Annotated in this window: 18 protein-coding genes; 9 read left to right on the forward strand and 9 right to left on the reverse strand. The window is 73.2% G+C overall.

Features of this window, described 5'->3' with window-relative positions; genetic code table 11:
* Nucleotides 1-201: 201 nt before the first annotated feature.
* From ACIGW4_RS37095 to ACIGW4_RS37105, 3 genes are all read right to left on the reverse strand, one after another.
* Nucleotides 202-1,728, reverse strand: a complete 1,527-nt coding sequence (locus tag ACIGW4_RS37095) for a DUF5719 family protein (protein WP_399586020.1) — start codon at nucleotides 1,726-1,728, stop codon at nucleotides 202-204.
* Complete coding sequence (locus ACIGW4_RS37100) at nucleotides 1,725-5,429, reverse strand: glycosyltransferase family 2 protein (RefSeq protein ID WP_399586022.1); 3,705 nt, start codon at nucleotides 5,427-5,429, stop codon at nucleotides 1,725-1,727. The genes ACIGW4_RS37095 and ACIGW4_RS37100 overlap by 4 nt, the downstream gene beginning before the upstream one ends.
* A gap of 348 nt (nucleotides 5,430-5,777) precedes the next feature.
* Nucleotides 5,778-6,041 (reverse strand): WhiB family transcriptional regulator, encoded by a 264-nt coding sequence (locus ACIGW4_RS37105; RefSeq protein ID WP_015033978.1) that lies wholly within the window; start codon nucleotides 6,039-6,041, stop codon nucleotides 5,778-5,780.
* Between the two features lie 653 nt (nucleotides 6,042-6,694).
* Here ACIGW4_RS37105 and ACIGW4_RS37110 point away from each other — a divergent pair.
* Genes ACIGW4_RS37110 through ACIGW4_RS37120 form a run of 3 tightly spaced genes read left to right on the forward strand, consistent with a single transcriptional unit; the run spans nucleotide 6,695 to nucleotide 9,528 of the window.
* Complete coding sequence (locus ACIGW4_RS37110) at nucleotides 6,695-7,204, forward strand: cysteine dioxygenase family protein (RefSeq protein WP_123459249.1); 510 nt, start codon at nucleotides 6,695-6,697, stop codon at nucleotides 7,202-7,204.
* Between the two features lie 12 nt (nucleotides 7,205-7,216).
* On the forward strand, nucleotides 7,217-8,173 hold the full coding sequence (gene cofD, locus ACIGW4_RS37115; protein ID WP_123459248.1) for a 2-phospho-L-lactate transferase: 957 nt from the start codon (nucleotides 7,217-7,219) through the stop codon (nucleotides 8,171-8,173).
* Between the two features lie 23 nt (nucleotides 8,174-8,196).
* Entirely contained in the window at nucleotides 8,197-9,528 is a 1,332-nt protein-coding gene (locus tag ACIGW4_RS37120; protein ID WP_398714237.1) for a coenzyme F420-0:L-glutamate ligase, read from the forward strand.
* 18 nt (nucleotides 9,529-9,546) lie between these two features.
* Here ACIGW4_RS37120 and ACIGW4_RS37125 read toward each other — a convergent pair whose 3' ends face one another.
* The 3 genes from ACIGW4_RS37125 to ACIGW4_RS37135 form a co-directional block, all read right to left on the reverse strand.
* Nucleotides 9,547-10,545 (reverse strand): DNA-3-methyladenine glycosylase family protein, encoded by a 999-nt coding sequence (locus ACIGW4_RS37125; protein ID WP_399586026.1) that lies wholly within the window; start codon nucleotides 10,543-10,545, stop codon nucleotides 9,547-9,549.
* A gap of 236 nt (nucleotides 10,546-10,781) precedes the next feature.
* Nucleotides 10,782-11,864, reverse strand: a complete 1,083-nt coding sequence (locus ACIGW4_RS37130; RefSeq protein WP_123459246.1) for an NDP-sugar synthase — start codon at nucleotides 11,862-11,864, stop codon at nucleotides 10,782-10,784.
* Between the two features lie 116 nt (nucleotides 11,865-11,980).
* Nucleotides 11,981-13,399 (reverse strand): peptidoglycan recognition protein, encoded by a 1,419-nt coding sequence (locus ACIGW4_RS37135; RefSeq protein WP_398714218.1) that lies wholly within the window; start codon nucleotides 13,397-13,399, stop codon nucleotides 11,981-11,983.
* A 137-nt stretch (nucleotides 13,400-13,536) separates the two neighbouring features.
* Between ACIGW4_RS37135 and ACIGW4_RS37140 the strand changes: the two genes are divergently transcribed.
* The 4 genes from ACIGW4_RS37140 (at nucleotide 13,537) to ACIGW4_RS37155 (ending at nucleotide 19,567) form a co-directional block, all read left to right on the forward strand.
* Nucleotides 13,537-14,289: a TIGR03089 family protein gene (locus ACIGW4_RS37140; protein WP_123459244.1), complete on the forward strand. Its 753-nt coding sequence runs from the start codon at nucleotides 13,537-13,539 to the stop codon at nucleotides 14,287-14,289.
* A 297-nt stretch (nucleotides 14,290-14,586) separates the two neighbouring features.
* Complete coding sequence (locus tag ACIGW4_RS37145; RefSeq protein WP_399586029.1) at nucleotides 14,587-15,798, forward strand: LCP family protein; 1,212 nt, start codon at nucleotides 14,587-14,589, stop codon at nucleotides 15,796-15,798.
* Between the two features lie 230 nt (nucleotides 15,799-16,028).
* Nucleotides 16,029-17,774, forward strand: coding sequence for an LCP family protein (locus ACIGW4_RS37150; protein WP_399586031.1), 1,746 nt, complete (start codon nucleotides 16,029-16,031; stop codon nucleotides 17,772-17,774).
* Nucleotides 17,775-17,824: 50 nt separating this feature from the next.
* A complete protein-coding gene (locus tag ACIGW4_RS37155; RefSeq protein WP_399586034.1) occupies nucleotides 17,825-19,567 on the forward strand; it encodes an LCP family protein in 1,743 nt (580 codons plus the stop codon).
* 75 nt (nucleotides 19,568-19,642) lie between these two features.
* Here ACIGW4_RS37155 and ACIGW4_RS37160 read toward each other — a convergent pair whose 3' ends face one another.
* Nucleotides 19,643-20,680, reverse strand: coding sequence for a glycosyltransferase family 2 protein (locus ACIGW4_RS37160; RefSeq protein WP_123459241.1), 1,038 nt, complete (start codon nucleotides 20,678-20,680; stop codon nucleotides 19,643-19,645).
* A gap of 209 nt (nucleotides 20,681-20,889) precedes the next feature.
* Between ACIGW4_RS37160 and ACIGW4_RS37165 the strand changes: the two genes are divergently transcribed.
* Complete coding sequence (locus ACIGW4_RS37165; RefSeq protein ID WP_399586036.1) at nucleotides 20,890-22,263, forward strand: LCP family protein; 1,374 nt, start codon at nucleotides 20,890-20,892, stop codon at nucleotides 22,261-22,263.
* A 593-nt stretch (nucleotides 22,264-22,856) separates the two neighbouring features.
* Here ACIGW4_RS37165 and ACIGW4_RS37170 read toward each other — a convergent pair.
* Nucleotides 22,857-23,402, reverse strand: coding sequence for an acyl-CoA thioesterase (locus ACIGW4_RS37170; protein WP_123459297.1), 546 nt, complete (start codon nucleotides 23,400-23,402; stop codon nucleotides 22,857-22,859).
* Nucleotides 23,403-23,532: 130 nt separating this feature from the next.
* Between ACIGW4_RS37170 and ACIGW4_RS37175 the strand changes: the two genes are divergently transcribed.
* Nucleotides 23,533-24,774 (forward strand): LCP family protein, encoded by a 1,242-nt coding sequence (locus tag ACIGW4_RS37175; RefSeq protein WP_399586038.1) that lies wholly within the window; start codon nucleotides 23,533-23,535, stop codon nucleotides 24,772-24,774.
* A 75-nt stretch (nucleotides 24,775-24,849) separates the two neighbouring features.
* Here the strand turns inward: ACIGW4_RS37175 and ACIGW4_RS37180 are convergent.
* The coding region (locus tag ACIGW4_RS37180) for an acyl-CoA dehydrogenase family protein (RefSeq protein ID WP_157849844.1) at nucleotides 24,850-24,945 on the reverse strand (96 nt) is incomplete at its 5' end.

Raw genomic sequence — 24,945 nt, forward strand, 5'->3', positions numbered from 1 at the left:
GCGGACCGCGATGGTGCGCCGCACGTGTGGTGCGGGTTCAGGCGCGTAACGCGGAGGCACCGCTGGGGGCACCGTCCCGTGTGCCCACCCTCCCCCGAGCTCTCGGCTTCGCTCGAGCAGGGGACCCCCTTGCCCCAGCGGGACGGTTGCCCACACGGAGGGGCGCGGGTGGGCCCCGTCTCGGTCCGGTACCCCCAGGGCTCAGTCCAGTACCCCCAGGTCCTGGTGGGCCGTCGGGAGTTCCACCGTGCCCCGGTCGTCGACGAAGGTCTGGACGGTGAACATCGGGACGCCGTCCTCCGGGAGGGCGAGGGTCCGTGCCGCGTGGACCTTGCCGCCCGAGACGGGTTCCACGGTCAGCGCGTAGGAGCCCTTGAGGCCCTCGGGGACGAGGTCGGCCAGGACCGTCGTCGTGCCCCCCTTGACGGTGACCGTCCTCGACACCGGCGTGCCCCCCTCGGAGCCGGCCGAGGCCGTGACCTTGACCTGGGCGTCGGCGCCGGGGGCGGTCAGGGAGAGCGTCGAGGCCTTGGCACGGTTGTCGGCGACGGTCGCGCGGGCGGAGACGGCCGCGGTCGCCGGGATGAACGCGATCTCGGTGTTCTCGCCCTTGCCGCGCACGACCTCGAGGGCCACCACCACCGGGGTCGGCTTCTTCGGGTCGCTCGGGGTGAGCAGCAGGGAGCCCACCGCGCCCCGGGTGAGGTCCGGCAGGTCGGCGAAGGCCGTCATCCCGGACTTCACGTGGAGCGAGCCGCCGCCCGCCGGGACGATCGTGCCGGTCGCGGTGGCCAGCTGGACCTTGAGGTCGGCGTCGTCGTCGCCGGGGGCGAAGGCCACGAGCCGCACCGAGGTGGCGTCGGCCGGGATGCCGGGGAGCACGGCGGTGCTCGCCGGGTCGGCGGCCGGGGCGATCCAGTCGCTGCCGAGCTTGTCGTCGGCCGCGGCGACGGCGGCGCCGACGCGTCCGCTGCGGGTGGTGACGTGGACGGTGACGTCCCGCCGGGCGGTCTCGCTCGTGAGGGTGGAGAGGAGCACCGGGACGGTGGAGTGGGCGGGGACCGGGATGCCTTCGGTGAACTGGGACTTGAGGAGGCCCTCGGGGCCGTACAGCTCGATGTCGGCGACGGCGGCCGTGTCGTCCGGGTTGGTGAGGTGGACGTAGTCCTGGCGGTCCTTGGCGGTGGAGGCGGCCGGGAACCAGAAGTCGGTGTCGGGGGCGCCACAGCCGAGGCCGAGGAGGCCGCGCGCGCCGCCCGCCGGGACGACGGTGGTCTGCTGGACGGTCCAGCCGGGGGCGAGGGTGCCGGTCGCGGAGCCGGTGAGGGCGGGCACGGAGCCGCCTTCCGCCTCGGCGGTGACGGGCTTGCCGGGGGCGGTGACGGTGGCCGGGGCCTTGGGGGCCTCGGGCTTCTTGCCGGTCTTGCCGGTGCCGTCGGCGGGCGTCGCGTTCGTGGCGGTCCGGAGCAGGGCCGTGGGCTGCTCGGTCTTGCCGGGGGTGCCCTTCGCCGCGCCGGTGCCCGTCGGGGTGTACGAGGTGTACCGCGTCTCGGCCACCTCCGAGGTGCTGGGGGCCGGGCAGACCAGGCCGGCGCGCTCCACCGGCAGTCGGGTGGTGGCCTTGGCCTCGGGGGCGGCGGCGCCGTCCGGGGCGGTCAGGGCGGCGAAGCCGGTGACGGCGGCGAGGGCCGTGGCGCCCGCGATCAGGGAGAGGGTCGTGCGCTTCACTGGTTGCTGCTCCCGTCGGGACGCTGCTCGGTCTCGTGGCCCTGGGGGTATCCGTAGCCGTAGCCGTACGGGTCGTACTGCTGCTGGTCGTACTGCTGGGGCTGCGCCGCCGGGTCGTACGGCTGCTGCTCGTAGCCCTGCTGGTCGTACCCCTGCTGGTCGTAGCCCTGCTGGGGGTACGCGTACGGCTGCTGCTGGTACGGGTCGGCCGCGTAGTCCTGGTAGTAGCCCTGGTCGGCGTACTGCGGGGTCCCCGGCTGCTCCTGCGGCGCGGGGGCCTGGGCGTAGGCCGGGTCGTAGCCGCCGTCCCAGTCCTGTTCCTGCTCGCGGGGCTCGTAGGACGGCTGCTCCGGGATCGGGGCCGGTCCGTTCCCCGGGAACCGGGAGTCCTCGGGGTGCTCGGCGGCCTCGGCCGTCTCCGCGGCCTCGGTCGCCTCGGAGGCTTCCGCGGCGGCGCGCAGGCGGCGGGCGCGGCGGCCGTCGCCCTCGGTGGCCTGGGCGGGGATCGCGAGCTCCTCCTCGGGGAGGTCGTCGTCGATCTCGCGGCGCCGTCCGGGCAGGGCGAGGACGAGGAGGACGACGGCGAGGCCGGCCTGGGCCCAGATCCACGCGGTGTGGGCGAGCGGCTCGTCGTACGTGAGGTCGAGGCGGCCGCCCCTGGCGGGGAGCTCGAAGCCCTGGGCCCAGTCGTCGACGGTGGTCCGCGTCAGCTCCTTGCCGTCGAGGGTGGCGGTCCAGCCCTCGTCGGCACGGTCGGCGAGGCGCAGGACGCGGCCGGCGGGGCCCGCGGGGATCCGGGTGTGCGCCTCGACGGGACCGGCGGCGACGGCGACCGGCTCGGCGGTCTCCGGCGCCTTCTCGGCGTCCCCGGCCTTGGCGGCGGGCGGGACGATCATGACGCGGGCGATCTCGCGGTCGACGCGCCAGAGCGCGCTGCCGTCGAGCTGGCTGAGGCGGCTGAGGCCGGGCGTGGAGTCGAGGACGCGGCTCATCTGGCGCGGTGCTCCGTCCCGTACGAGGACGTAACGGATGGCGTAGCCGCTGAGCTCCTGGGTCTGGTCGGCGCCGGAGCCGGCGACGAGGCGGGCGACGACCGCGTCGAGGCGGGGGTCGGCCTCGGCGGCCTCGGTGAGTTCGGCGTCGCCGAGGCGGGCGCCGGAGCCGCGGACCAGGGTGTAGGCGACCTCGCCGGGCGCGCCGGCGCCGAGGACGAGGGTGCGGGGCTGGTCGCGGGTGCCGCTCTCCTCGGCGACGAAGGCCGGGACCTGGACCGGGTCGCGACGGTTCAGCGGGCCGTCGGCGCCGCCGATCATCCAGCCGACGGCGGCGGCGGCCGGGCCGAGGGCGCAGGCGAGGGCGATGAGGGCGGCGACGGGCTGGCGCCAGCCGAAGCCGTGGGCGGCGACGCGGGTGCGGCCGCCTTCGGCGCCGATCATGCCGGCGGCGATGAGGGCGGCGCCGTAGACGAGGGTGGCGGGGCCGGCCCAGCCGGTGCCGCCCGCGCCGTTGGACAGGACGGCGAAGAGGAGGCCGGCGAGGGCGGCGGCCCAGGCCGTGCGGACGGCGAGCTGCCGCTCCTCGCGCAGGAGGCCGGCCAGGCCGGCGAGGACGAGGCCGATCAGGAGGAGGCCGCCGGTGGTGCCGGGGCCGCCCGGGCTGGTGCCGAGCAGGTCGAGCGCGGTGGCCGTGCCCGTGCGAACGTCGACGCCGGCCTCGCGCAGGAAGGCGGCGGGGTGGGTGAGGAGGGTGAGCGACCAGGGCGCGAGGACGAGCAGCGGGGTGCCGACGGCGGCCAGGAAGCGCAGTCCGTACGCGGTGAGGTCGGAGCGGCGGACGGCGAGCACGCCGAGGCCGAGGAGGACGGCGAGCGGCCAGACGACCGGGGTGAACGCCGTCGCGAAGGTGAGCAGGAAGGTGTACGCCCAGGTGGCGCGCCAGCTGCCCCGGTCGGGCCGGTTGAAGCCGTGGGCGGCGACGGCGGCGCGGGCGATCAGCGGGAGCAGGATCGCGAGGACCGCGGTGCCGAGCCGGCCGGCGGCGAGGGCGCCGGTGGCGGCGGGCAGGAAGGCGTACGCGATGGCGCCCCAGGCGCGCAGGAGCCGGGACTCGACGATGCCGCGGGCGGCGAAGTACGCGGTGAAGCCGGCGAGCGGGACCGAGCAGACGAGCAGCAGGGTCAGCGCGGTGGAGGTGGAGCCGAGGAACAGCGCGGAGAGCGCGGCCAGGACGGCGAGGTAGGGCGGGGCGGTCTGGGTGCCGCCGGTGCCGAGGGCGTGCCAGGCGTCGGCGTACCGCGACCAGAGGCCGGAGACGGTGTCGGGGGCGGGCAGCAGGGCACCGCCGGCCAGGGAGCCGCCGGCGAAGAGGTTGCGGCAGGCGACCAGGGAGACGAGGAGGAGCAGGGCGAAGAGGACCGGGCCGGGCTTGCGGGCGATCTTCTTGAGCCGGGCGAACTGCTCGATCTCCAGGTAGTCGGCGTCGTCGCCGCCGGGGCCCGACTCGACGACGCCGTGGCGGGAGCCGCCGGTGTCGGCCTCGGAGCCGCCGAAGTGGGAGGCGATCTGCTCGACGGTGGCGCGGAGGGTGGCACCGGGCGGCGGGAAGAGGGAGCGGAACTCGCTGTTGGGGACGGCCGGGTTCCTGCGGCGCTTGCGGGCGGCGAGGATCTTCTCGGGGCGCAGCAGGGTCGCGAGGAGGCCCATGACCTCGTCGACCGCCTGGACCGGGGCCTTGCCGACGAGGTAGGCGAGGGTGCGGAGCAGGGTGCTGAGGACGAGCCGTACGAGGACGTACGGGAGGGCGCGGCCGCGGGTGTTGGCGAGGAGGGTGTGGACGGCGCCGGCCTTGTCGACGCGGTGCGGGTTGGCGGCGGTGCGGCCGGCGCAGTCGACGGTGCGGCGCTCGCGGGCGGAGGCCTCGGCGTGCCGCAGGACGGCGCCGGGGGCGACGAGGACGTGGTGGCCGGCGGAGTGCGCGCGCCAGCACAGGTCGACGTCGTCGCGCATGAGGGGCAGGCGCCGGTCGAAGCCGCCGAGGCCCTCGAAGACGTCGCGGCGGATCAGCATGCCGGCGGTGGAGACGGAGAGGACGGAGCGGACCTGGTCGTGCTGGCCCTGGTCCTGCTCGCGGCGGTCGAGTCCGGTCCAGCGGCGGCCGCTGCGGGCGATGCCGACGCCGGCTTCGAGGAGCTGCTTCCGGTCGTACCAGCCGCGCAGCTTGGGGCCGATGACGGCGGCTTCCGTGTCGGACTCGGCGACGCGCAGGAGTTCGGCGAGGGCGCCGGGCTCGGGGGCGCAGTCGTCGTGGAGGAGCCAGAGCCACTGGACCGGTTCGCCGTGCGGGAGTTCGGGGAGGTCGTACGCCTCGTCGTTCCAGGTCCGGCTGACGGGGTCCCAGCCGCTGGGGCGCTTCAGGTAGGGCAGTTCCTCGGGTCCGAGCAGGGGCGCGGTGCGGGCGGCCTCCTCGACGGCGGCACCGAAGCCGGTGCGGCGCGCGAGGTGCAGGACGCGGTCGGCGCCGATGGCGTCGGCGACGAGCTGCGCCGAGTCGTCGGCGCTGCCGGTGTCGGCCGCGACCACGTTCTGCACGGGGCGCTCCTGGGCGAGCAGCCCGGCGAGCGCGTCGGGCAGCCAGCGGGCGCCGTCGTGGGTGACGAGCACGGCGGTGACGACGTGTCGCGGAAACTCAGGAGTTGAGGACATCGAGCTACGGGCCCTCCGGCCGGGGTCGCCCGCGGGGGGCGTGGGGAGCGTCTCGGACGGAGGCCCACACTAACGGCTGCACGCGGAGCGGTCCGCCGCCCTGTGGACAGACCGTACGGAAGGGTGCACCGGCCCGTGGACGGTGGTGCGGGGGCCTTCGTCAGGGGACAGGGCGTCCCGGGGGCCTTCCTCAGGGGACGCGGCGTGCCGGAGGCCTTCGTCCGGGGACGCGGCGTGCCGGACACGCGGAACGGTCCGCCGCCTGTGGATGGTGCACAGGGGGCGGACCGTTCGTCGCGTCCTGGTGGGCGCGCCGTGGCGCGGGGGGCCCGGCGGGCTTCGCGCGGTTCAGACGGCGGCCTTCTTCAGCCGGCGTCGCTCCCGCTCGGAGAGGCCGCCCCAGATGCCGAACCGTTCGTCGTTCTGCAGGGCGTATTCGAGGCACTCGGAGCGGACCTCGCAGGCGAGGCAGACCTTCTTGGCCTCGCGGGTCGAGCCGCCCTTCTCGGGGAAGAAGGACTCGGGATCGGTCTGGGCGCACAGCGCGCGCTCCTGCCAGCCGAGTTCCTCGTCCGCGTCCTCGACCAGCAGTTCCTGGAACAACTCGGTCATGTGCGCCCCTCGTCTGTTCTGTGCGTCCCCGTGATGTTGCCGGGGCGAACCCGGCCGAACGACACGAGTGAAATTACAAGTTCGTGCTCTGTGCGAGTCAAGCCGAGATCTGCTATTGGGCCCCGTATTCACTCTGCGGAACCAAGCGTATGCGGAAAGTGTTCAAATCAGCAAAAAACGTGACACATGCCGCTGGCTTGATCGCGCCGCGCCGCCTTCACGGAGGAGGACGTCCAGGACTTGGATCTTGTTGCGATCCGATCGGGGAAGCGATCCGGATCACAGTCCGATCACGCCCCTCCACGTTTGAGGGCACGGTCGAAGCGCCATCTGTCCTGGTCCCCGCCTGAGCAAACCTTTCTCCGGACACAGCAACCGGATGAGGTGAAACATTACCCCCAAATCGGGCATTGAGTTGACAGTCGGGTGCCCCTCCGGCCACCTTTGGTGGCATGCCAGCGACCGCAGCGCCCTCCGCGACCCACAGCCGTGGGTTCCGCCGCGCTGTCCAGGCGCGCTGTTGCTGTTGCTGTCCCAGCTGTTGATGCCGTAGAGCTCCAGCTTCTTCCCCCCAGCGTCACCCGCGTCACCCGTGTCACCTCTTTCGTGACCCCCCACCGCTTCTGTTTCTGCTGAGGAACCTCCCCCACCCCATGAACATGGACAGCGACCTTCAGATCGCCGGCGACATCCTCGAGGTCCCGCACCTCCTCCAGCCCGAGCGCGCCCACCCCGTCACCGTGGCCGAGTTCGCCGGCCTCGCGCGCTCCATCGCCGACGACCGCTCCCAGTGGGCCCCGTACGTCGAGTACGACGCCACCACCCGCTGGTACCACCGCCTGCGCACCGGCCCCGGCTACGAGGTGTGGCTGCTCTCCTGGGTGCCCGGACAGGGCAGCGGGCTCCACGACCACGGCCTCTCCTCCGGCGTGGTGACCGTCCTCCAGGGCGAGCTGACGGAGCGCACGGACCGCGGCGCCCGGACCCTCGCGGGCGGCGCGCAGCGCGTCTTCGCCCCCGGGTACGTCCACGAGGTGGTCAACGACTCCCTCGAACCGGCCGTCAGCCTGCACGTCTACTTCCCCGGCCTGACCGAGATGCCGATGCACGAGTCGCTCCAGGCCCAGTGCGCCCCGGCCGCCCCCGAGGTCCTGCCCGCCTGACAGACTGCGTGCATGCGCATTGTGGTTCTGGCCGGCGGCATCGGTGGTGCCCGTTTCCTTCGCGGCCTCAAGCAGGCCGCGCCGGACGCGGAGATCACGGTCATCGGCAACACCGGTGACGACATCCATCTCTTCGGGCTGAAGGTCTGCCCCGACCTGGACACGGTGATGTACACCCTCGGCGGTGGCATCGACGAGGAGCAGGGCTGGGGACGCGCGGACGAGTCCTTCACCGTCAAGGAGGAGCTCGCGGCGTACGGGGTCGGGCCCGAGTGGTTCGGCCTCGGCGACCGCGACTTCGCCACCCACATCGTCCGCACGCAGATGCTCGGCGCGGGCTACCCGCTGAGCGCCGTCACCGAGGCGCTGTGCGCCCGCTGGCGGCCCGGCGTGCGCCTGCTCCCCATGTCCGACGACCGCGTCGAGACGCACGTGGCGATCGAGGTGGACGGCGAGCAGCGCGCGGTGCACTTCCAGGAGTACTGGGTGAAGCTGCGCGCCTCCGTCGACGCGAAGGCCGTCGTGCCGGTCGGCGCGGAGGCCGCGAAGCCCGCGCCGGGCGTCCTGGAGGCGATCGCCGAGGCGGACGTCATCCTCTTCCCGCCGTCCAACCCCGTGGTGAGCGTCGGGACGATCCTGGCCGTGCCGGGGATCCGCGAGGCGGTCGTCGCGGCCGGGGCGCCGGTCGTGGGCCTCTCCCCCATCGTCGGCGACGCGCCCGTGCGCGGCATGGCCGACAAGGTGCTCGCGGCCGTGGGCGTGGAGTCCACGGCGGCGGCGGTCGCCCTGCACTACGGCGCCGAACTCGTCGGCGGCTGGCTCGTGGACACGGTCGACGCGGGCGCGGTGGCGGAGGTCGAGGCGGCGGGCATCGCCTGCCGCGCGGTGCCGCTGATGATGACGGACGTGGACGCGACGGCCGCGATGGCGCGCGAGGCGCTGGCGCTGGCCGAGGAGGTCCGGGGGTGACGCCGGCGGAGGGGGCGGGCGCCGTGGAGCACGCCGAGGCGGGTGCGGAGGGGGGTGTCGTCCCCTCGTACCGGGTCTGGGCGCTCGCCGGGATTCCCGAGGTGGCCGCCGGGGACGATCTGGCCAAGCTGATCGCCTCCGCGTCGCCGGAGCTCGCCGACGGGGACGTCCTGCTCGTCACCTCCAAGATAGTGAGCAAGGCCGAGGGCCGGACGGTCGCCGCCGACGACCGCGAGGAGGCCATAGACGCCGAGACGGTACGGGTGGTGGCGCGGCGCGGTCCGCTGCGGATCGTCGAGAACCGGCAGGGGCTCGTCATGGCCGCCGCCGGGGTCGACGCCTCCAACACCCCTTCCGGCACCGTGCTGTTGCTGCCCGAGGACCCCGACGCCTCGGCGCGGCGCATCCGTTCGGGGCTGCGCGAGGCGCTCGGCGTCGACGTCGGCGTCGTCGTCACGGACACCTTCGGGCGGCCCTGGCGCGCCGGCCTCACCGACGTGGCCATCGGCGCGGCCGGCGTGCGGGTCCTCGACGACCTGCGCGGCGGGACCGACGCGCACGGCAATCCGCTGAGCGCGACCGTGGTCGCCACCGCCGACGAACTCGCCGCCGCCGGAGACCTGGTGAAGGGCAAGGCCGCCGGGTTTCCCGTCGCCGTCGTCCGCGGCCTGCCCCATGCGGTGGGCGGCGACGACGAGGAGGGCGCGCGGGCGCTCGTCCGCCCCGCAGCCGACGACATGTTCCGGCTCGGGACCTCGGAGGCCGTACGGGAAGCGGTGACGCTGCGGCGGACCGTACGGGAGTTCACCGACGAGCCGGTCGACCCGGGGGCGGTCCGGCGCGCGGTCGCCGCCGCCGTGACGGCCCCGGCGCCGCACCACACCACGCCGTGGCGGTTCGTCCTCCTGGAGTCGGCGGAGTCGCGGACGCGGCTGCTCGACGCGATGCGGGACGCGTGGATCGCGGACCTGCGCCGGGACGGCAGGTCCGAGGAGTCCGTCGCGAAGCGGGTCCGGCGCGGGGACGTCCTGCGCAACGCGCCCTACCTCGCCGTGCCCTGCCTCGTCATGGACGGCTCCCACCACTACGGCGACCCGCGCCGGGACGCCGCCGAACGCGAGATGTTCGTCGTGGCGACGGGCGCGGGCGTGCAGAACTTCCTCGTGGCACTCGCCGGTGAACGGCTCGGCTCGGCCTGGGTGTCCTCGACGATGTTCTGCCGGGACGTCGTACGGGACGTCCTCGGGCTCCCGGAGGAGTGGGACCCCATGGGCGCGGTCGCCATCGGGCACCCGGCGGCCCCGCCGAAGGAACGGCCGGCGCGGCTCGCCTCGGAGTTCGTCGAGGTGCGGTGACGGTCCGCCGGGCGGGTTTCAGAGGGCCCTGATGTCGCCGGGTGTCCTGCGGGGCGCCCGGCGGGGCGGGACCCGGCCGCTGAGGAGGATCAGGCGGGCCGCGCGGTGGCGCTGGCCCGCGTACGGGGCCAGGAGCTCCAGCATCGCCTCGTCGTCGGCCGTACGGTCGCCCGCGAGCGCCCAGCCGACGATGCCCGGCAGGTGCAGGTCGCCGGTGGTGACCTCGTCCGGGGCGCCGTTGCTGCGCTGGACCGTCTCGGCGCTCGTCCACGGGCCGATGCCCGGGACCAGCTCCAGGCGCTTCCGGGCCGCCGGCGGGTCCATGAGCGCGGCCTCCTCCAGACGGGCCGCGACCCGGGCCGCGCGGACGATCGTGGCCGAACGCTTGCCGTCGACGTTCGCGCGGTGCCACTCCCAGGACGGGATCCGGGTCCAGGTGCGGGCCTCGGGCATCACGTACATGCCCTCGGGCGCCGGGCCCGGGGCCGGCTCGCCGAACTTCCGCACGAGCGCCCGCCACGATCCGTAGGCCTCGTGCGTCGTGACCTTCTGCTCCAGGATCGACGGGATCAGCGACTCCAGGACCAGGCCGGTGCGGGTGAGGCGCAGGCCCGGGCGGCGGCGGTGCGTCGCCAGGAGCAGCTTGTGGCGGGGGACGAAGACGGTCGGGTCGTCCTCGGCACCGAGGAGGGCGGGGAGGCGCTCCAGGAGCCAGTCCCCGCCCGGGCCCCAGGCTTCGGCCTTCCCCGCGCCGATACGGAGGGTGCCGGGGCCGTCCGGGGTGCGGCTGGCCCGCCAGACCGAGCCGTCCGGGGCCACCCGGAAGGTGGGGTCGGCGGGGCCGCGTCGGAGGGGGCCGAGGGTGAGGCCGAGGTCGGTCGTGGTGCCGGGGAGCGGGCCTGGGTCGGTCGTGATGCCGGGGACGAGGCCCGGGGTGAGGACGGGGCCGGTCGTGCCGGGGGTGTCGCCGCCGCGCACGGTGGTGCGGGTGGGTCTGGGTGCGAAGCGGCCGGCCATGCCTCTGAGCGTAGCCGCGCGGGACCGCGCCCGGGCCCCTCGTGGGGGCGCGCCCACGACGGGCCCGGGACGGGACGGTGCCTTGCGGCACCTCGCGGATCCGGGCGCTCCGGACCGTCGGACGGCCACGCCACACCGCGGGGTGCCGCCTTCCCCGGCACACCGCCCCCGGGGCCGCGATCCACCGTCCGGGCGCCGCCCGTCCGGCAGGCCCGGCGAGGGGCGGCGGACGCGGGCTACTGGTCCGAGGAGAAGCGGATGGTGGCCGGGGGGAGGGTGGTGTCGCACCAGACGCGGACGCCCTCGCGGAGTTCGTTGTCGGCGCCGACCCGCGCCCCGTCCCCGATGACCGCCCCGCTGACGACCGTGCGCGCCCCGATGCGGGCCCCCGCGCCGATCAGGGAATCCGTGATCACCGCGCCGGGTTCGACGATCGCGCCCGCGAGGAGCGCGGAGCCGGTCACCCGGGCGCCCTCGCCCACGACCGCGTCCGCGCAGACGACCGTGCCGCCGGTCAGCTTGGCGTCCGGGGCGACGCGGGCGGACGGCAGGACCAGGCGGTCGCCGCAGCGGCCGGGGACGGCCGGGGAGGGGGCGCGGCCGAGGACCAGGTCGGCGGAGCCGCGGACGAAGGCCTGCGGGGTGCCGAGGTCCAGCCAGTACGTGGAGTCGACCATGCCCTGGAGGTGCGCTCCGGAGGAGAGGAGCTCGGGGAAGGTCTCGCGCTCGACCGAGACCGGCCGGCCCGTGGGGATGGTGTCGATGACCGAGCGGCGGAACACGTACGCGCCCGCGTTGATCTGGTCCGTGACGATCTCCTCCGGCGTCTGCGGCTTCTCCAGGAAGGCGGTGACGCGGCCGGTGTCGTCCGTGGGGACCAGGCCGAAGGCGCGCGGGTCCTCGACCCGGGTGAGGTGGAGCGAGACGTCCGCGCCGGAGGAGGAGTGGGTGTCGACGAGGGCCTGGATGTCGAGGCCCGTGAGGATGTCGCCGTTGAAGATGAGGACCGGGTCGTCGGGGCCCGAGTGCAGGCGCGAGGCCACGTTGCGTATCGCGCCGCCGGTGCCCAGCGGCTCCTCCTCGGTGACGTACTCCAGGCTGAGGCCGAGGGAGGAGCCGTCGCCGAAGTACGGCTCGAAGACCTCGGCCAGGTAGGAGGTGGCGAGCACGATGTGCTCGATGCCGGCGGCACGGGCCCGGGCCAGCTGGTGGGTCAGGAAGGGGACGCCCGCCGCCGGGACCATGGGCTTGGGCGTGTTGACCGTGAGGGGTCGCAGCCGTGTGCCCTTGCCACCGACCAGGAGTATCGCTTCTGTCACCTTGTCGTCTCTGCTTCCTGTTCGGGGCCGGTCAGCTCGCCCGTCTCGGTCGTCCGTGCGATATGACCGGTCAGTTTATGCAGATGGTTGCCTCGGTGGCCCCATCCGCTACCCCGTCAGGACCTTCCCTGGTACTTCGCCGAGCTCGTGCGGGCCGTGCCGAGCTTGTTGTAGAGGCGTCCGCCGGGGCAGTCCGTGGCGAACCCGTCGCGGTGTCCGGCGATGGCGTTGAACCGGACCTTCTTGCCCTTCTTGTACAGGTTTCCACCCCCTGAGATCAGGTACGACGTGCCCTTCGGGTTCACCCCGTGGAGCCCGAGTTTCCAGGCCGTCAGGCGGGCGATGGCGGTCACGGCGGCGGCCGGCGGGGCGCTGCGGCTGAAGGTGCCCAGGACGGCGATGCCCATGCTGTCGGTGTTGAAGCCGAGGGTGTGGGCGCCCATGACCGGCTTGGCCACGCCGCCCGCCCGGCCTTCGTAGATGTTTCCGCACTTGTCGACGGCGAAGTTGTAGCCGAAGTCCCGCCAGCCACTGCTCTTGACGTGGTAGCGGTAGATACTGCGGAGGACGGAGGGGGCCTGCTTGCAGGTGTAGTTGTTGCCGGTGGCGCTGTGGTGGACGAAGGCCGCCTTGATGGTCTTCGTGTAGACGAAGCCCTTCTCGCGGATGCGCTCGTCCGCTCCCCACCCCTTACGGGTGATGATCTTGGGCCGGGGTCCGATGTACGGCTTCGCCGCCGCGGCGGCCACCGGGCCGGCGGGGGCCGCCTGCGCCTGCGGCGTGTTCCGGGCCTCCCGTTCGGTCTCCTCCTTCGAGAGGGCCGGGATCCAGGTGGCACCGTAGGGCGCGAGGCGGGCGTTCACCGCGCTCGCGGCCTCCTCGGCCGCGCTCACGGCGGTTCGGCCCGCAGGAGCGGCCGGTCCGGCAGGAGCGGCCCGACCCGCCGGGGCCATGGCGCCCCGGGTGCGGGGAGCCGCTTCGTCCGGTGCGGCCGCCGGGTCCTCGCCCGGATCGACCAGTTCGAGCCGGAGGCCCGCCGGGAGCGGTTCCTCTCCCCGTACGCGGATCTCGACGCCGTCCGAGTCGCCCACCCACAGCGGGGCGGTGGAGCCGCGGAGCGCCCGGGCGGAGCCCTCGGCGGTGTCCGGGTCGGCGCCGTGCTCCTCGTTGTGGGTCTCCACGTCCTGCCACTCCGACCAGGCGCCGCCGCCGGTGGCGCGGGTGCGGACCTGGACGGTGCCGTGCAGCGGGGCCGCCGGGTCGTCCCAGACGACGCCGACGAGCGAGAAGGGCCTGACGTCGCGTCGGGTGAGCCCCTGCGCGCCGGAGGCGTCCGTGTCGCCGAGGGCGCGGGTGGCGGCACCGAGCGGTTCGAGGGGCAGCGACTGGGTGGAGCCCGGCAGTTCGGGCGCGGGTGGCAGGGCGACGGCGGCCGCGGGTGGTGCCGTGGCCGCCGCCGGCGCGGTGAGGGAGACCGGCAGGGCGAGCACCGCCGCGCAGGTGACGGCGATCGAGGAGGCGAGTGAGGCACGCATGGGCCGATCGTGCGTACCGCCGGGGTGTTCCGCGCGCCGGGATCCGGCCCGGAAACTGACGGGCCGTCGCTCCGACCGGAGGACGCCGTCACCGGTACGGCGGACCCTCGCGCACCCGTCCGCGTACGCTGTCCGGCGTGAACGCCAGCGACCGCACCCCTGCCGACCTGCTGCGATCCGCGCTCGCCGCGGACCCCGCCCGCCCCTTGGTCACCTTCTACGACGACGCCACCGGTGAGCGGGTGGAATTGTCCGTCGCCACCTTCGCCAATTGGGTGGCCAAGACGGCGAACCTGCTCCAGGGCGAGCTGTCCGCCGGACCCGGCGACCGGCTCGCGCTGCTGCTGCCCGCGCACTGGCAGAGCGCCGTCTGGCTGCTCGCCTGCTCGTCCGTGGGCGTGACCGCGGAGATCGGCGGCGACCCGGCGGACGCGGACGTCGTGGTGGCGGGGCCGGACGCCCTGGAGGCGGGCCTCGCCTGCTCCGGGGAGCGGATCGCGCTCTCCCTGGCCCCACTGGGCCGTCGCTTCCCGGCCGCGCCCGCCGGATACGCGGACTACGCGGTCGAGGTGCCCAGCCAGGGCGACCGTTTCGCCCCGTTCGCACCGGTCGATCCGGAGGCTCCCGCGCTCGTCGTCGACGGTACGGAACGCAGCGGCGCCCAGCTCGTCGAGCAGGCGCGGGCGGACGCGGCGTCGCTCGGCCTCGCCCCCGGCTCCCGGCTGCTCTCCGGGCTGGGTTACGGGGACTGGGCGGGGCTCTCGGCCGGCCTGTACGCGCCCCTCGCGGCGGGCGGCTCGGTGGTGCTCTGCCGGAACCTGGGCGAGCTGGCGCCCGAAGGCCTGGAGAAGCGCGTGGAGAGCGAGCGCGTGACGCACACGGCGCTCTGAGCGGCCCCCTCGCCGGGACGGCTTCCGAGCCGTCCCGGTTCCCGCCCGACAAACACGCCCGTCCGTCCGCCGGGCCGCACATGCCCACCGACACCGGCCCGGCGCCCCGCCGTCACCTTCCGGCATCCGCCCCGACACACCTGGGCGTAGCCACCACCAGAAACCGCCCTCGCCGGTACATGATCGGCCGGGGGGAGTCGACTCCTTCCGCACAACCATGCGTCGGGTTCGGCCGTCTCCTTCTGTGACCGGCGGACGCCCGGCGCGCCGCCGACGCCACGAAGGACGGACCCAGACGTGACGGACCGCGCAGGCACGCCCGCCGAACCGGATCCCCCGGCCACGGAGGAAGGGGCTCCCGACGCCCCGGAGGAGCGGCGCCGGCGCCACTGGCTGCGCTGGACGGCCCTCGGTGTCGCGGTCGTCGTGCTGGCCGCCGCGGGGGTCGGCTGGTGGTTCTACCGGAAGCTCGACGACAACATCACCACCGACACCACCGCCGCCGCCGAGCTGGAGAAGTACGAGAAGGAGCGACCGCCGGCGGGCACCTCGGCCGCGCGGAACATCCTGCTCATCGGCTCGGACACCCGGGCCGGCGAGGGCAACCGCAAGTACGGCAAGGACCAGGGCACCCAGCGTTCCGACACGACGATCCTGCTGCACCTCTCGGCGGGGAAGTCGAGCGCGACGGCCGTCTCCCTGCCGCGCGACCTGATGGTGACGATCCCGAGCTGCCGCAAGGCGGACGGGAGCCGCACCCGGGAGCAGTTCGCGCAGTTCAACTGGGCCTTCGAGTTCGGCGGTACGGCGTGCACGATCCGTACCGTCGAGAAGCTGACCGGGATCAGGGTCGACCACCACATGGTGATCGACTTCCGGGGCTTCAAGAAGATGGTGGACGCGGTGGACGGCGTGGAGGTCTGCCTCAAGGAGCCGGTGGACGACCCCGACGCGAAGCTGAAGCTGCCCGCGGGCCGCCAGACGCTCCACGGGGAGCAGGCCCTCGGTTTCGTGCGGGCCCGCAAGTCGATCGGGAACGGCAGCGACACCGAACGGATGGACCGCCAGCAGCAGTTCCTCGGCGCCCTCGTCAACAAGGTGCAGAGCGACGGGGTGCTGCTCAACCCGACCAAGCTCTACCCGGTCCTGGACGCGGCCACGAAGGCGATCACCACGGACCCCGGGCTCGACTCGCTGCGGGACCTGTACGACCTGGCGCGGGCCATGCGGGCCATCCCGACCGAGAAGGTGCAGTTCCTCACCGTCCCGCGCCGCTCCTACCGATACGACGCGAACCGGGACGAATTGGTGCAACCGGCGGCGGACGAACTCTTCCGGTACCTGCGGGAGGACCGGCCCGTCCTGGTGACGCCCGAGAGCGAGAAGAAGGACGGCGAGCGGGGCGGGAGCACGGGCGGGGACGGGAAGCCCGACGGGCCGGAGACGACGCCGCCGTCGGCGACGCCGACCTTCACGGGACGGAACGCGGCGGAAGGGGTGTGTGAGTAAAGGGCGCCCCAAGGCGAGCGCGGGGACCGATGAGGTTTGGGCAAATTGCCCGGTTGTAAGGGGCGTGGAATTTGTCACGGACGTCGCCCCACGCTGAACTGGGCGGATAGTGTGACGCGATCCGGTGCACCCGCCCGCGTGGTCGCACTCAACAAGGATCGAACGACCGAGAGAGCGGCGCCCTGTGGGGGAGGCGCCTCGCGTGGCACCGACGGAGGACTCGAGTAACCGTGGACGCGCACAGCCGTGGACGGGCGGACGAGATCGACCCCGCCGACCAGTGGGTCCTCAACCCGCAGACCGGCAACTACGAACTGCGACTGGACCGCTCCGCTGGGCAGTCACGGGCGCAGACCCCGCCCCGCTCCCGAAGGGCCGCCCCCGCCGCACCCGCACGGACCCCCGCCCCCGAGCCCTCCGAGGCGCCCGTCCCCGGCCAGCGCCGCCGCCGCGCCCCGGAGCCGGCCGCGGGCGGCCAGGTGCCGCCGCAGAGCCGCCGCAAGCGCAAGCAGGGCGCGAGCCGCAAGAAGAAGGTCCTGCTGTGGACCGGCGGCACGATGGCGTTCGTCCTCGTGGGCGGCGCGGCCGGCGCGTACGCGATCTACAGCAAGCTCGACGGCAACATCGGCACGGTCGACGTCGGTGACGCCGCGGAGGGCACCCCGGGGATGGACGGGCCGCTGAACATCCTGATCATCGGCAACGACGTCCGTACCGGCGAGGGCAACGAGAGCTACGGGAACAAGTCCAACGTCACCGGGCACGCCGACACGACGTTGCTCATGCACGTCTCCGACGACCGCACCAACGCGACGGTCCTGAGCATCCCCCGGGACCTCAAGCTCCAGATCCCGGACTGCCCGACGAAGCAGCCCGACGGTTCGACGAAGGTCATCCCCGGCTCGAACGGACCCACCAAGTTCAACGAGTCGTACGGCGTGAACGGCCGCGACCCCGGCTGTGTGATGCGCACGGTCAAGAACATGACCGGAGTGGGGATCAACCACTTCATGATGGTCGACTTCAACGCCGTCAAGACGCTGTCGGCGGCTGTCGGCGGCGTGAAGGTCTGCCTGACCAAGCCCATCAAGGACCCGAGTTACTCCAAACTCGACCTGCCGGCGGGCGAGAGCCGCATCCAGGGCGAGACCGCGCTCGCGTTCCTCCGCAACCGCCACGGTCTCGGCAACCAGAGCGACCTGGACCGGATCAAGATGCAGCAGCAGTTCGTCGCGTCCATGATGCGGCAGCTGAAGGAGGACACCCTGGACAGTCCGACGCAGCTGCTCGACGTCGCGAACGCGGCGACCGAGGCGCTGACCGTGGACAAGGGGATAGGCAGTGCCCTCAAGCTGACCAGCCTGGCCAAGGAGATGGGCAAGGTCGACCTCAAGAACATCAGCTTCATGACCGTTCCGGTCGTCGACAACCCCGATGAGCCGCCGAACAGGCGGGCGACGGTCGTCCTCGACCAGGTCAAGGCTCCGCAGGTGTTCTCGATGATCCAGAACGACGTCTCCTTCACCGAGGTGAAGAAGAAGCAGCAGGACGCCAAGAACGCCCAGGCGAAGGCGCAGGCGAAGCTGCTCCAGGGCCCGCGTGCCGAGGCCGCCGACGTGCGCGTCGACGTCTACAACGGCAGCGGGATCCGGGGCGCGGCCCAGGCGACCATCAACTGGCTGCAGAACGACCAGGGTGTGACGCGGTCTACCAACAAGAGCAACGCCCCCGAGAAGGCGGCGAAGACCACGCTCACCTATGCACCGAACCAGGCCGATCAGGCCCGCAAGCTCGCGGACATGATGGGCCTGCCGGCCTCGGCCCTCAAGCCGGGCACGCAGGACGCCGGGGAGCGCGAGCCCATGACGCTCGTGCTCGGCGCCGACTTCAAGGGCGCAGGGGTTTCCATGACCGCTCCCACGAAGGCGCCGGACGTGGGCCAGGTAGAAGCAGACAAGCAGGTGTGCGCCAAGTAGCCCGGAAACACCGGGACTTGGCGCACTGCTGACCGACGAGGGGACCTGGGGTGGGACAGAGCAGCGTGCGTGGGGAGGGAACGCGGAAACGCGTTCCGCGCGCCCGTGAACTGGGCTGGGACGACGACCTGCACGGCGCCGGCGAGGCGACCGGCGCCGAGGCAGACGCTCCCGAGGGGACGACGGACACCGCCGCGCCCGCGTCGACCCGCGCGTCGCGCCGGCGCGGCGGTGGCACGGGCCCGAGCGGACGCGCCGCCGCGCGCCGCCGCGCCAAGAAGACCGGCAAGCGCAAGGTGCTGCGGTGGACGGCGATCACGCTGTCGCTGCTGATACTCGGCACGGCCGGCGCCGGTTACCTGTACTACGAGCACCTCAACGGCAACATCCGCGGCGGCAGCCGCGCGGGCGGCGACAGCGGCGTCAAGAAGGCCGCGCCCAACGCGCTGGGCGACACCCCGCTGAACATCCTCCTGATCGGCTCCGACAGCCGGAACGACGAGAAGAACATCGCCCTCGGCGGCGGCCGGGACGACAAGAACCGCAAGCCCCTCGCCGACGTGCAGATGCTGCTGCACGTCTCGGCCGACCGGAAGAACGCCTCGGTCGTCTCGATCCCGCGCGACACGGTCGTGCACATCCCGGAGTGCAAGGACGACAAGGGCACCTACCCCGCCACCGACAACCGGCCCATCAACGAGTCGCTCCAGCGCGGCGGCCCCGGCTGCACCCTCACCACCTGGGAGAGCCTCAGCGGGGTCTACATCGACCACTGGATCATGGTCGACTTCGCCGGCGTGGTGGCCATGGCCGACGAGGTCGGCGGCGTCCCGGTCTGTGTGAAGTCCGGCGTCAGCGACCACCCGACCAAGGCGCAGCCCGGTGGCTCCCACCTGAAGCTGCCCGAGGGGACGCACGAGGTCAAGGGCGTGCAGGCGCTCCAGTGGCTGCGCACCCGGCACGCCTTCGGCAGCGACCAGAACCGCGCCAAGGCCCAGCACATGTACATGAACGGCATGGTCGAGAAGCTCCAGAAGCAGAACGCCTGGACCGACACCGGCCGTCTGATGGGCCTGGCGGAGACTGCCACCAAGGCGCTCCAGGTCTCCGACGAGATCAAGTCGGTCAAGGGGCTCTTCGACCTGTCGATGCAGCTCAAGAACGTGAAGCTGAACCGCCTCACGACGGCGAACATCCCGACGGCGGAGTGGCCGCAGGACCACAACAAGAACGTCCTCATCAAGGCCTCGGCCGACAAGATGTTCCGGATGCTCCGCGACGACGTCGCCTTCGACAAGAACGGCGACCCGGCCGACGCCAAGCCGAAGCCGAAGCCGGCCTCGAAGCCGAAGGCCACCGCCGGGGCGCCCGGCTCCCTCGCCGTGACCGTCGTCAACGGCACCGGCGGCGACGACGAGCCCGCCGCCGAGGGCCGCGCCCGCGCGATCACCGAACTCCTCCAGGGCAAGGGCTTCACCCAGGCCGTGTCCTCCAAGGAGGGCGGCAACCGCCCGGACACCGTGGTCACCTACCCCAAGGCCGAGGGCGACCAGGGCAAGGCCGACGCCCAGTCCGTGGCCAAGGCCCTGGGGCTGCCCGACTCCGCGGTCCGGGCCGACGCGAAGGCCCAGGGCCTCACGCTCGTCGTCGGCGCCGACTGGCGCGAGGGAACGGTCTACGAGAAGCCGGCCGCCGAGGCCGGTGACATCCCGGACGGCGCGCAGGTGGTCCGGGGCGACCAGAAGGACTGCATGGAGATCTTCGACCCCTACAAGTGGGACGGGAAGAGCTGACCCGTCCTCCCGTACCGACGCCGACGGCCGGGCCCCTCGCGGGGCCCGGCCGTCGTTCCGTGTGCGGAGCGGTCGTCAGACCGACTCGGTCTCGCCCGCCCTCACCGCCGGGCGGCGGCTCGCGATGACCTTCTTCGCGAGGGAGCGGGGGCTGGTGAGGAAGCCGTAGCCCCAGGACATGTGCATCGTCGCGAGGGCCACCGGGATCTGCAGGCGGGCCTTGAGCGGGAGGCCCTTGCCCGCGGGGATCGAGCCCGCCGTGATGGCCGCCAGGTAACCCGCCGGGATCACGAAGCCGAGCGGGGTGAGGACGGCGCCCACGACGAGACCGGCCGCGATCGCGCAGACGGCGGTCGGCGGGGCCAGGTAGCGCAGGTTGATGGAGCCCTGGTGGTAGCGGGCCACCACGTGGCGCCAGCGGCCGTAGTCCTTGTACTGCTTCGCCAGCGCCTTCACCGAGGGCCGCGGACGGTACTGGACGCGGAGCTCCGGCGAGAACCAGATCAGGCCGCCGGCCTCGCGGATGCGGAAGTTCAGCTCCCAGTCCTGGGCGCGGATGAACTCCACGTTGTAGCCGCCCTGCTGCTCCAGCGCCTCGCGGCGGAAGACGCCCAGGTAGACCGTCTCCGCGGGGCCCGCCTCGCCGCCCGTGTGGAAGGCCGCGTTGCCCACGCCGATCTTCGAGGTCATGGCGGCGGCGACCGCGTCCTCCCAGGCGTTCTCGCCCTCGGCGTGCATGATGCCGCCGACGTTCTGCGCGCCGGTCTCCTCCAGGAGCCGGACCGCGGTGGCGATGTAGTTCGGGGAGAGCATGCCGTGGCCGTCGACGCGTACCACGATCGGGTGACGGGAGGCCTGGATCGCCGCGTTGAGCGCGGCGGGGGTACGGCCGGTGGGGTTCGGCACCGTCTGGACGCGGCGCTTGGCCGAGGCAGTTTCGCGGACGAGCTCGGCGGCGATCTCGTCCGTGCGGTCCGTGGACGGGCCGAGGGCGATCACCACCTCCATCTCGCCGTCGTACTCCTGCTCCAGGATGTGACGAACCGAGGTGCGCAGATGCCGCTCCTCGTTGAGGACCGGCATGATCACGGAGACGGGGGGCGTGGCGTTCATCGTCCGCCACGTTACCGCGAATGGGGGACACCGGTGCGCGCCGAGCGGGTGGTGCGCCCTTGCGCTGATCGTATGGGCCTACCGTGCTCACGGTCCCCTCGTCCCACCCGCGGAGGTGCCCGCCCGTGCCCACACCGCCCCGCACGCCCCGTCCCCGGCCCGCCACCCGTCGCGTACCGGTCCGCCGGCGGAGGCGGCCCCGGTGGGGGATGCGGACGGCGACGGCGCTCTCCGTGGTGGTCCTCGCCGCGGGCGGGATCGGGCACGCCCTGGTGACCGGCCTCGACACCGGGATCACCCGGGTCGATCCCTTCAAGGACATGAAGAACCGGCCGCAGGCCGGGCACGGGATGAACGTGCTGCTCGTCGGCACGGACGGCCGCGACCGGATCACCCCCGAGGAGAGGGCGAAGTACCGGCTCGGCGGCGCCCCCTGCCACTGCACCGACACCATCATGCTCGTCCACATCTCCGAGGACCGGGAGCGGGCCAGCGTCGTCAGCCTGCCCCGGGACTCGTACGCGGAGATGCCCGAGCACACCGACCTGAACAGCGGCAGGAAGCACCACGCCCATCCGGTGAAGCTGAACGCGGCCTACGCCGAGGGCGGGCCCGGACTGACCGTGCGGACCGTCGAGTCGATGACCGGCGTGAAGATCGACCACTACCTGGAGGTCGACTTCACCAGCTTCATGCGGACCGTCGACGCCGTCGGCGGGGTGCAGATCTGCACGACGCGCGCCCTGAAGGACCCGTACACGGGGCTCGACCTCTCCCCCGGCACCCATGAGCTGGACGGCGGGCAGGCCCTGCAGTACGTGCGCTCCCGGCACATCGACGGGGCCGCCGACCTCGGCCGGATGCAGCGGCAGCAGCGGTTCCTGGCGGCGCTGATCGAGCGGGTGACCAACGGCGGGGTGCTGCTCAACCCGGTGCGGTTCCGTGAGGTCGCGACATCGATGCTGAGCTCCGTACGGGCCGACGAGGACTTCGGTACGGACCAGCTCCTCGCCCTCGCCAAGGCGATGCACGGCTTCACCCCCGCCTCGTCCGAGTTCGTGTCCGTGCCGATCGGGGACATGGGCTTCCCCGTGAAGGGCATCGGCTCGACCGTGAAGTGGGACGCGGCGAAGGCGCAGAAGCTGTTCCAGGCGGTGCGGGAGGATCAGCCGCTCTCCCCGCAGAAGGCGGCGGCCCCCGCCGGGGCGCCGAGGACGGCCGTCGTGGAGGTGCCGCCGCGGACGGTCCGCGTGCAGGTCTACAACGGCACCCGGACCGACGGCCTCGGCCGGAAGGTCGACGACGCGCTGCGCGCGACCGGCTTCGACACGACGCGCACGCCGAAGACCGGGGCGGGGCGGGAGCGGGGGCGGACGGTCGTCGAGTACGACCCCGGGTGGGACCGGTCGGCGAAGTCGCTGGCGGCCGCCTTGCCGGGGGCGGAGCTGCGGGCGGTTCCGGGGCGGGGCGGGACCCTGCGGGTGATCGTGGGGGGTGACTACAAGGGGGTCACGGCGGTGCGGGCGGAGGCGTCGGGGGCGCCGTTCGAGGCGGTGACGGGGGACGAGGTGGTGTGCCCGTGACCCCACCGACGCCCTCACCCGCGGCACGGGACCCGCACCCGGCCGCGCGATGCCCCGCCGACGCGGAGCCCGCACCTGCGCCGGGCCCGCGCCTGCGCCTGCGCCTGCGCCAGGCTCGCGCCGGGGTGGGCGGCTCCCCTGCCCGTATGAGCCCGCGCCCGCCGGGTCGGTTCCCACCCGCCCGTGTGGGCAATCGTCCCGCAGGGCGGGACGGGTGGGCACACGGGACGGCGCCCTCCAGCGGCGCCTCCGCCTTCCGCGCCTGAACCCGCACCACGAGCCCGGTGCACCTAGGGGTGCGGGTCAGGGCGCGACAGCCTCTGGCGCCGGCAGGGCGCGGGTCCGTTGTGCCCACCCGTTCCGCCCCAGCGGAACGACTGCCCACAACGGGGTGGGCGGGGGCACCGCCCCGGCGGGGCGACGCCCACCACGGGCGCGGGGCGGGCGCCGCCCGGCGGAACGACTGCCCGCGACGGCGGGTGGGCGCCGCCCCGCGGGCGAAGGACACGACGGGAGCGGGGGTGGGCACCCGCCCCTGCGGGCGTGTGTCCGCAACAGGGGGCACCGCCCCTCGGGCGCGCCCGCAGCGGGGGTCAGTCCTCGTAGCCCTCGGCTGCTCGGCGTTCTCGGAGTTCTCGGATCGCCTGCCGACGGGCCAGCCGGTGGGTGCGCCGGATCTGCGCCTCCTGGTTGCGGCGCTTGTCCTGTTCCGTCTCCGGGATGACCGGCGGGACGGGCCGCGGCTTGCCCTCCGCGTCGACGGCCGCGAAGACGAGGTAGGCGGAGCCGACCTGGGTGGCGGGCGTGGACTCGTTCCAGCGCTCGGCCATGACCCGTACGCCGACCTCCATGGAGGAGTGGCCGGTCCAGTTGACCTGGGCCTTCACGTGCAGCAGGTCCCCGACCCGTACGGGTTCGAGGAAGGCCATCTCGTCCATCGAGGCGGTGACCGCCGGGCCGCCCGAGTGCCGGCCCGCGACGGCGCCCGCCGCGTCGTCCACCAGCTTCATGATCACGCCGCCGTGCACCGTGCCCAGGAGGTTGGTGTCGTGGCTGGTCATGATGTGGCTGAGGGTGGTGCGGGACGCGGAAGTCGGCTTGCCCGGAATTCCGGCCGGGGTATCGCCCTGGTCTGTCATGTCCTCCACCTTATGCCGGGTCCGGCCCTCGTCCCCGTCGGGTCCGCTTTGCATCAGCTTGGCAACAGCACCGGCTCGATCCTCCACCCGGGCTGTCGTCCGGAAAGCCCTGCCCGGCACACTGGTCCACATGAATGACTGGCCCGATCAGCCCGAGGGACCCCGCCGGATGAGCCATGTGCAGCGGCCGCAGGTTCCGCAGCAGCCGCCCCGTCGCGGCCAGGGCCATGACCAGGGTTACAACCCGAGCTACACGCAGGCGCAGAACCAGGGGTACGACTCCGGTTACAGCAGCGGTCAGGTCTACGGCGGCCCGCAGAACGGCGCCCAGGGCGGCGGTCGCGGCACCGTTCCCCCGCAGTACTCCCCGCAGGGGCCCGGCCGCCCCGCGCCGGACTGGCGCAAGCGGATCAAGGTCGGCTCGATCGTGCTGGTCGTGGCGGTCCTCGGCTGGGGCGTCGGCACCTATGCCTGGGCCTCCTCGCAGATGCGCAACGAGGTCGACCTCTCCAAGGTCATCGAGCGGCCGGCGGAGGGCGACTGCACGACGTACCTGATCGTCGGCTCCGACAGCCGCGAGGGCATGTCCGCCGAGGAGAAGAAGAAGCTCCACACCGGTTCCGCCGAGGGCAAGCGGACCGACTCGATGATGATCCTCGCGGCCTGCTCCAGCGGGAACACGATGGTCTCGCTGCCCCGCGACTCCTGGGTGACGATCCCGAACTTCGTGGGCTCCGAGTCGGGCAAGTCGTACCCGGCCCGCGGCGGCTCCAAGCTGAACGCGGCCTACGCGATGGACGGCCCCGAACTGCTCGTGCGGACCGTCGAGTTCAACACCGGCCTGCGCATCGACCACTACGCGGAGATCGGCTTCGCCGGCTTCGCGAACATCGTGGACGCGCTCGGCGGCGTCGAGCTGAACATCGACAAGGGCTTCAAGGACAAGAAGTCCGGCGCCGACTTCCAGGCGGGCACGCAGACCCTCAACGGCGAGCAGGCCCTGGCCTTCGTCCGTACCCGGTACGCTTTCGCCGAGTCGGACCTGCAGCGGACGAAGAACCAGCAGAAGTTCCTCTCCGCCCTCGCGAACCAGGCGGCGACGCCGGGCACGATCCTCAACCCGTTCGCGCTGTACCCGACGCTCGGCGCCGGTCTGGACACGCTGATCGTGGACAAGGACATGTCGCTGTACGACCTCGGGAAGATGTTCTTCGCGATGAAGGGCATCAGCGGCGGCGACGGCAAGTCCATGAACATGCCGATCAACGGCACCGCGCCGCAGAACTCCCTGAAGTGGGACATGCCGAAGGTGAAGCAGCTCGTCGAGCAGATCAAGAACGACGAGCCCGTCACGGTGACCTCGAACCGCTGAGCCGGTGAGACGGTGAGACGGTGAGACGACGAAGGGGCGCCCTCCGGCCGGAGGGCGCCCCTTCGTCGTACTCCCCTACGGGAGGTTGCGGGCCATGACGATGCGCTGGACCTGGTTGGTGCCCTCGTAGATCTGGGTGATCTTGGCGTCGCGCATCATGCGCTCGACGGG

It is taken from the genome of Streptomyces sp. NPDC053513 (assembly GCF_044544765.1).
Taxonomy (GTDB): domain Bacteria; phylum Actinomycetota; class Actinomycetes; order Streptomycetales; family Streptomycetaceae; genus Streptomyces; species Streptomyces litmocidini.